Origin of the sequence: Parabacteroides sp. AM58-2XD (genome assembly GCF_003463685.1) — a bacterium.
Classification (GTDB): Bacteria; Bacteroidota; Bacteroidia; order Bacteroidales; family Tannerellaceae; genus Parabacteroides; species Parabacteroides segnis.
Genome location: NZ_QSDP01000087.1, coordinates 21256 through 27608, shown reverse-complemented (window position 1 = coordinate 27608; position 6353 = coordinate 21256). Strand labels below are relative to the sequence as shown.

General features: G+C 42.9%; 6 protein-coding genes and 1 pseudogene. 5 read left to right on the top strand and 2 right to left on the bottom strand.

Annotated features, from left to right (window positions below; genetic code table 11):
- Positions 1-292: 292 nt before the first annotated feature.
- The 3 genes from rsfS (at position 293) to DXA15_RS18575 (ending at position 3718) form a co-directional block, all read left to right on the top strand.
- Positions 293-652 (top strand): ribosome silencing factor, encoded by a 360-nt coding sequence (rsfS, locus tag DXA15_RS18585; RefSeq protein WP_007658988.1) that lies wholly within the window; start codon positions 293-295, stop codon positions 650-652.
- A 28-nt stretch (positions 653-680) separates the two neighbouring features.
- Positions 681-2744, top strand: a complete 2064-nt coding sequence (gene ftsH, locus DXA15_RS18580) for an ATP-dependent zinc metalloprotease FtsH (RefSeq protein WP_224265745.1) — start codon at positions 681-683, stop codon at positions 2742-2744.
- A 140-nt stretch (positions 2745-2884) separates the two neighbouring features.
- Positions 2885-3718 (top strand): phosphatidate cytidylyltransferase, encoded by an 834-nt coding sequence (locus tag DXA15_RS18575; RefSeq protein ID WP_128135015.1) that lies wholly within the window; start codon positions 2885-2887, stop codon positions 3716-3718.
- Here the strand turns inward: DXA15_RS18575 and DXA15_RS18570 are convergent.
- Complete coding sequence (locus tag DXA15_RS18570) at positions 3705-4406, bottom strand: porin family protein (RefSeq protein ID WP_007658991.1); 702 nt, start codon at positions 4404-4406, stop codon at positions 3705-3707. The two genes, DXA15_RS18575 and DXA15_RS18570, sit on opposite strands and share 14 nt — an antisense overlap.
- Before the next feature lie 111 nt (positions 4407-4517).
- Here DXA15_RS18570 and DXA15_RS18565 point away from each other — a divergent pair, with 111 nt between their 5' ends.
- Complete coding sequence (locus DXA15_RS18565) at positions 4518-4688, top strand: DUF362 domain-containing protein (protein ID WP_007658993.1); 171 nt, start codon at positions 4518-4520, stop codon at positions 4686-4688.
- A 104-nt stretch (positions 4689-4792) separates the two neighbouring features.
- On the opposite strand, the gene DXA15_RS18560 is transcribed toward DXA15_RS18565, so the two are convergent.
- Complete coding sequence (locus DXA15_RS18560; protein WP_128135014.1) at positions 4793-5155, bottom strand: DUF3276 family protein; 363 nt, start codon at positions 5153-5155, stop codon at positions 4793-4795.
- Positions 5156-5379: 224 nt separating this feature from the next.
- On the opposite strand from DXA15_RS18560, the pseudogene nusB reads away from it, so the two are divergent.
- A pseudogene (gene nusB, locus DXA15_RS18555) lies at positions 5380-6305 on the top strand (transcription antitermination factor NusB).
- Positions 6306-6353: the final 48 nt, after the last annotated feature.

Here is a 6353-nt window from a genome sequence, read left to right as displayed (position 1 = left end):
AGACCTCTTATAAGATCTCACGAATCATAGTCAAGAGACTTTGGTTTGCAAAATCTTCACGTAAAAAATCCAGTCGTTAAGGTTCTATTTTCATAGTTAAGACTTTTCTATCTGCAAGATTACCTTTATTCCCCAATTACACAACTTTTTTGAAATATTTTAATGATTTATGCCACAAAACATATTTTAATAGAAATTTTGGTGCGGTTGCCTGATATTAAATAGAGAAAGCATGCAGATAATAAATTAAGAAGTATATTTGCAACTTCGAAAATTATTCAATAAAAAATAAATGGATCAAACAAAAGAATTAGTAAACACAATTGTTGAAGGCCTACAAGAGAAAAAAGGCAAAAATATTGTAACCGTAGATTTAACCCAACTATCCGGAGCCGTATGCCAATATATGGTCATATGCGAAGGGAACACTCCTACTCAGGTATCAGCACTTTCTGATTCCGTGTGGGATTTCGCGCGCAAAAAAGCGGGCGAGAAACCTTTGTCTATCGATGGCAACCAGAGTGCCCAATGGATAGGGATGGATTATGGCACGGTTCTTGTACACATATTCTTGCCGGAGCAACGCGAGTTTTATAATCTGGAGACCCTGTGGTCTGACTCTAAAGTCACCCAGATCCCGAATCTCGATTAAGCCGGATTAATATTATCGAATTCAAAGTATGGAAAATAAAAACGACATGTTTAATAAAGTGCCGAAGAACAATAAGCCTAAAATGTTCAAGTTTAACCTGTATTGGATGTACGGGCTAATTTTTATGATGCTTATTGCTCTGTATCTGACGAACGATTCCTCGGCATCGAAAGAATTGGGATGGACCGAATTCCAGAAACTGGCCCAGGATAATGTCTTTGACAAAATGGCTGTCTACAACAAGAAAAATCTGGTGGAGGCCACTGTCAAGAGCGGTAAGAAAGCATTAGTCTTTAAAAGTGACAGCACGACTTTGGGCACAAACCCAAAAGTATATGTCAAAATACCGTCAGCAGACAAATTTTCCGATTTTTACGACAAAGCGGTGACAGAGAATCATATTGATACTCAAGTACGATATGAAGAAGGCGATGATGCCATATGGAATTTTCTGGTTTCCTTCGGGCCGATCATCCTGATCATTGTTGTATGGATCTTCCTGATGAGAAGAATGTCAGGCGGTGCAGGCGGTGGTCCCGGCGGGGTATTCAGTGTCGGCAAGGCAAAAGCACAACTCTTTGATAAAGATAACGACCGGAAAGTGACATTTAAAGATGTGGCAGGTTTGTCAGAAGCCAAGCAAGAGGTGGAAGAAATCGTCGCATTCCTCAAAAATCCGGAAAAATATACCGAATTGGGTGGTAAAATACCTAAGGGCGCTTTATTGGTCGGTCCTCCGGGAACAGGTAAGACATTGCTTGCTAAGGCGGTAGCCGGTGAAGCGGATGTTCCTTTCTTCTCACTGTCAGGTTCCGATTTTGTCGAAATGTTTGTCGGTGTAGGTGCGTCACGTGTCCGTGATCTGTTCCGCCAGGCCAAAGAGAAGTCTCCATGTATCGTGTTCATCGATGAGATAGATGCCGTAGGTCGTGCCCGTGGTAAAAATGCAAACATGAACAGTAACGACGAACGCGAAAATACGTTGAACCAGTTGCTGACAGAGATGGACGGTTTCGGCTCAAACAGCGGTGTGATCATCCTGGCAGCTACCAACCGTGCTGATATTCTGGATAAGGCGCTGCTCCGCGCAGGACGTTTTGACCGTCAGATCAGCGTGGAACTGCCGGACTTAAACGAACGTAAAGAGATATTCGGCGTACATCTGCGTCCGATCAAGATAGATGAAAGTGTTGATGCAGAGTTCATGGCTCGCCAGACTCCGGGATTCTCTGGAGCCGATATCGCCAATGTTTGTAATGAAGCAGCATTGATAGCTGCCCGTGGCGGTAAAAAGTTCGTTCAGAAAGATGATTTCATGAACGCGGTCGACCGTATTGTCGGTGGTTTGGAAAAACGGACTATGATAACAACCGCGGACGAACGTAAGAGCATTGCTTACCACGAAGCAGGCCATGCCACATTAAGCTGGTTCCTTGAACATGCCAACCCGTTGGTAAAGGTGACTATCGTACCGAGAGGTAAAGCATTGGGAGCAGCCTGGTATATGCCGGAAGAACGCCAGATCACCACCCGCGAACAAATGCTCGACGAGATGTGCGCAACGCTGGGCGGACGTGCAGCAGATGAATTTTTCCTCGGTAAAATAACGACCGGAGCATCCAATGACCTGGAACGGGTAACCAAGCAGGCTTATGCCATGGTTGTCTACTTCGGTATGAGTGAAAAACTTCCTAACCTGAATTATTACGATTCGAGCGGTCAGGACTGGGGATTCACCAAGCCGTATAGCGAGGAGACTTCCCGCATGATCGACCAGGAAGTACAAAGGATCATTACCGAACAATACGAACGCGCTAAAAAAATCCTGTCCGACCACGCAGAAGGACATAACAAACTGGCGCAAGTCTTGCTCGAACGCGAAGTGATCTATACGGAAGATGTTGAGCATATCTTCGGCAAACGGGCCTGGATCTCACGCTCACAGGAAATTCTGGATTTGCAGGAAAAGGCAAACAACGACAAGCAAGTTGCCGCCGAAGAAACAAAAACGGATGAAACAACTCCCCAATCAAGCGACTACAAAGTTCGGGCTGTACCGGCAGGTACCAATGAGACTGACAATCTTGCCTGACAAACATATGTGGGATAAATAAAAAGAGACCGGACAGTTCTTTCGTAAAGATACTGTCCGGTCTCTCTGTTTATATTTAGATTTATTCTTTATCTTTGCACGAAAAATAAATCAACAAACGAACAAAACAACATACGGTTTTGAAAAATCTGATAAAACGGGCACTTACCGGTATAATCTTCGTTGCAGTGCTGGTTGGAGCAATTTGCTACCACCCGATCTCTTTTCTTGTTCTTTTCAGTCTGATCACCGGATTGACATTATGGGAGTTTTATGGTTTGGTAAAGCATTATGAGGATGCCTCCATAAAACGGGTTGTCTCTTCGCTGGGAGGCGTTTATTTATTTGCCGCCACCTTCGCTTACACAAATCAACTGACAGACGACATCGTTTTCCTGCCTTATCTCCTATTCCTTATATATACATTAGTTGCCGAGTTATATTATAAAGCACCGAACCCGATCAACAACTGGGCATTCACTCTTTTCGCACAGGTGTATTGTGCCGGGACATTTTCGATGCTGAACTTTATCGCAGCCATACCTGACACCCCGGGTAAAGTAGTTTATTCCCCGTTATTCGTTATGGCGATCTTCATTTTCATCTGGCTGAACGATACCGGCGCTTATCTGGTCGGTTCCATGATCGGAAAAAGAAAGCTGTTTGAACGTATCTCGCCTAAAAAATCGTGGGAAGGTTTCTTCGGAGGTTTAGCCGTAGTCCTGGGCGCTTCGCAGGCTCTGGCATGGTATGCACCGGAAGTAAGCTGGTATAACTGGCTGGGATTGTCGGCTACCGTTGTCTTATTCGGAACCTGGGGTGATCTGATCGAATCGTTGCTGAAACGTACATTGGGAGTAAAAGATTCCGGCAATGTGCTGCCCGGCCATGGAGGAATGCTTGACCGGTTCGACAGCTTGATGCTGGCAGCTCCTGCCGCCTACATTTATATAGAACTGTTTATTCGAAATTAAACGTCAGCGAAACCATACGGGAGGTAGCTTTCGACAATGCATTCGGATATTTGATCAGGTCCTTATCGGTCAGGTCGCTACGATCTTTCTGTAACAGGTCGACCAGTCCGAAACTGAACTTCAACTCCGGACAGAGTTTAAAGAACGGCAGATAAATATCACATCCTATACCGAACTCCAGACCGAAGTCTGCCGCCTTCAATAAAACGGGCATCCCTTTCTTACGTCCAAGGTCCATCGCTCCGTATACGCCACCGATCAGATAAGGACGGTAGTTATTCAGGCGGAGGGCCGAAAATTTCACGCTCAAAGGAAAACTCAGAATAGTGGAACGGACGGAAGTTGTGAACTCCTCACCCGTGGCCTGTTCCCGGAAGACAAACTTCTTATCCCCGAAATGGACTGTAGGTATGAAACGTAGGTTAAAATAAGGATTCAAATACATATCACCGATCACACCGACACTAAAACCGGGCGAATAAGTCGGGATTTCGGCAAACCATGTTTCACCGTCAGTCGTAACACCTGTATTTGTCAACAACAAATCCTGCGCATGCAATCCGACATGGAATCCCAGATGAAACCATTTCAAATCGGCATACGGCTGATTCTTCACCTTCTCTTTCTGCGCCATCACACCCGGGACGGCAAGGCTGCATATCAATAATAGAAATAATAGACGTCTCAACTCTCAATCAATTTTGAATTATAACGAAAAAGATTAGAACTTATTGCAGAAATACAAATAAAACTCTATTTTTGCACCAACTAATAGTTATCAATTTAAACGTTTAAGAAAATGGCTTATTTAATTAGTGAAGATTGTATTGCTTGCGGTACTTGTATTGACGAGTGTCCGGTAGGAGCTATCTCAGAAGGTGATATCTATCATATCGACCCTGAAATGTGTACTGATTGTGGTACTTGCGCTGACGCATGTCCTACTGAAGCAATTCATCCGGTTGCATAAACCGCAGTAAAAATAGGCAACCTTTACAACAGGATACCTATAAAAAGATAACGAGCTGTTTCTTCTTTATAAAGAAAAACAGCTCGTTATTATTTTCCCCCCTTTTAAAAATCGATGTCCAGCTTTATCTCGTCTGAACCATCGTCTGTCTTTATCCCAGCATCCGGGGCTTGTGCTTGTAGATCTTCAGAGTTACGCTGCTTGATGTAATTAATCACATCATTCATTCCCTCCATAAACTTGTCAAAATCTTCCTTATAAAGGAAAATCTTATGCTTCTCAAAAGAGATCTGCGTTCCGTTTTTAGGCTGCACCTTTTTACTTTCGGTCACCGCCAGGAACAAATCGTCCTTCAAGTTCTTCTTTACGTCCAGATAATAGATCCTCTTACCTGCTTTTATGGCCTTAGAGTACAGAATCTCTTTATCGCCACCTTCAACCTGTATTTTCTTCACCGACTCATCCATATAGCCAACATTTGTTAAACACCCACCCAATATTCATAACTTGCTTCAAATATGTGCATTTTTTTTTAAACAACAACTATTTTAACGCATCAAAATATCTCATTTTACGTTTGAAAGTGTAAAATAACGCCTAACACCTATAAAATTAAATAAACCGGGGCCCTTTTATCAAAAGAATGACTACCTTTGCAACCTAATTTATAATAAAGTAGTTCCTTCAAACGATGATCAACAGAATTTTAATCCGCATTAAAGTTTTACAGATAGTTTATTCATTCTATCAAAACGGAAACAATGACCTCAAAGTAGCGGAAAATGAATTGCTTTTCAGCTTACGGAAGTCGTACGACTTATATCACTACTTCCTCCTTCTAATTATCGAAGTCACCAACTTACAGCAACGGACACTTGACGCCAAAAAAGCAAGTACATGCCGACCCATGCCGAGTTGAACCCCAACACCCGTCTGGTTAACAATCGTTTCACCGCCCAGGTTGCCGAAAACGAAGCACTCCAGAAATATGTGGCGGAACAGGGATTATCGTGGGTAAACGATGAAGAGTTCATCAAGAATGTGCTGGATCTGATCCTGGCTTCCGACCTGTACAACGAGTATCTGGATAATGAGAACGACTCTTACGAGACTGACAAAGAATTCTGGCGTGCCGTATTCAAAAAGTTAATCTGTGGTAACGAAATGATCGAAGAGTACCTGGAGGACAAAAGCATTTATTGGAACGACGACATCGAAATCGTTGAAACATTCACGCTGAAGACAATCAAACAGTTCGAAGAAAAAAACAAAGGAAAACAGAAATTGCTTCCTATGTTCAAGGATCTGGAAGACCAGTCTTTCGCTATCAAACTGTTCCGTCAGTCATTACTGAAAGGTGCCGAATATCGGGAGCGTATCAACAAACATATGAAGAACTGGGAAACAGAACGTATCGCCAATATGGACCTGATCATCATGCAGGTTGCACTGGCTGAAATCATGACATTCCCTTCTATTCCCATCAATGTCACTTTCAACGAATACATCGACACGGCTAAATATTACAGCACACCCAAAAGCGGCGTGTTCATCAATGGAATCCTGGATTCTATTGTATCCGAGTTAAAAAAAGAAAAGGTATTGCTTAAAGATTAATTATTATACTTACATTTGTAGCTAGTCAATAGGTACAAATTTATAAAT

Excerpts from the sequence above, each read along its gene's own strand:
- rsfS (WP_007658988.1), top strand. The coding sequence starts at position 293 with ATGGATCAAACAAAAGAATTAGTAAACACAATTGTTGAAGGCCTACAA.
- DXA15_RS18565 (WP_007658993.1), top strand. The coding sequence starts at position 4,518 with ATGGCTTATTTAATTAGTGAAGATTGTATTGCTTGCGGTACTTGTATT.
- ftsH (WP_224265745.1), top strand. The coding sequence starts at position 681 with ATGGAAAATAAAAACGACATGTTTAATAAAGTGCCGAAGAACAATAAG.
- DXA15_RS18560 (WP_128135014.1), bottom strand. The coding sequence starts at position 5,155 with ATGGATGAGTCGGTGAAGAAAATACAGGTTGAAGGTGGCGATAAAGAG.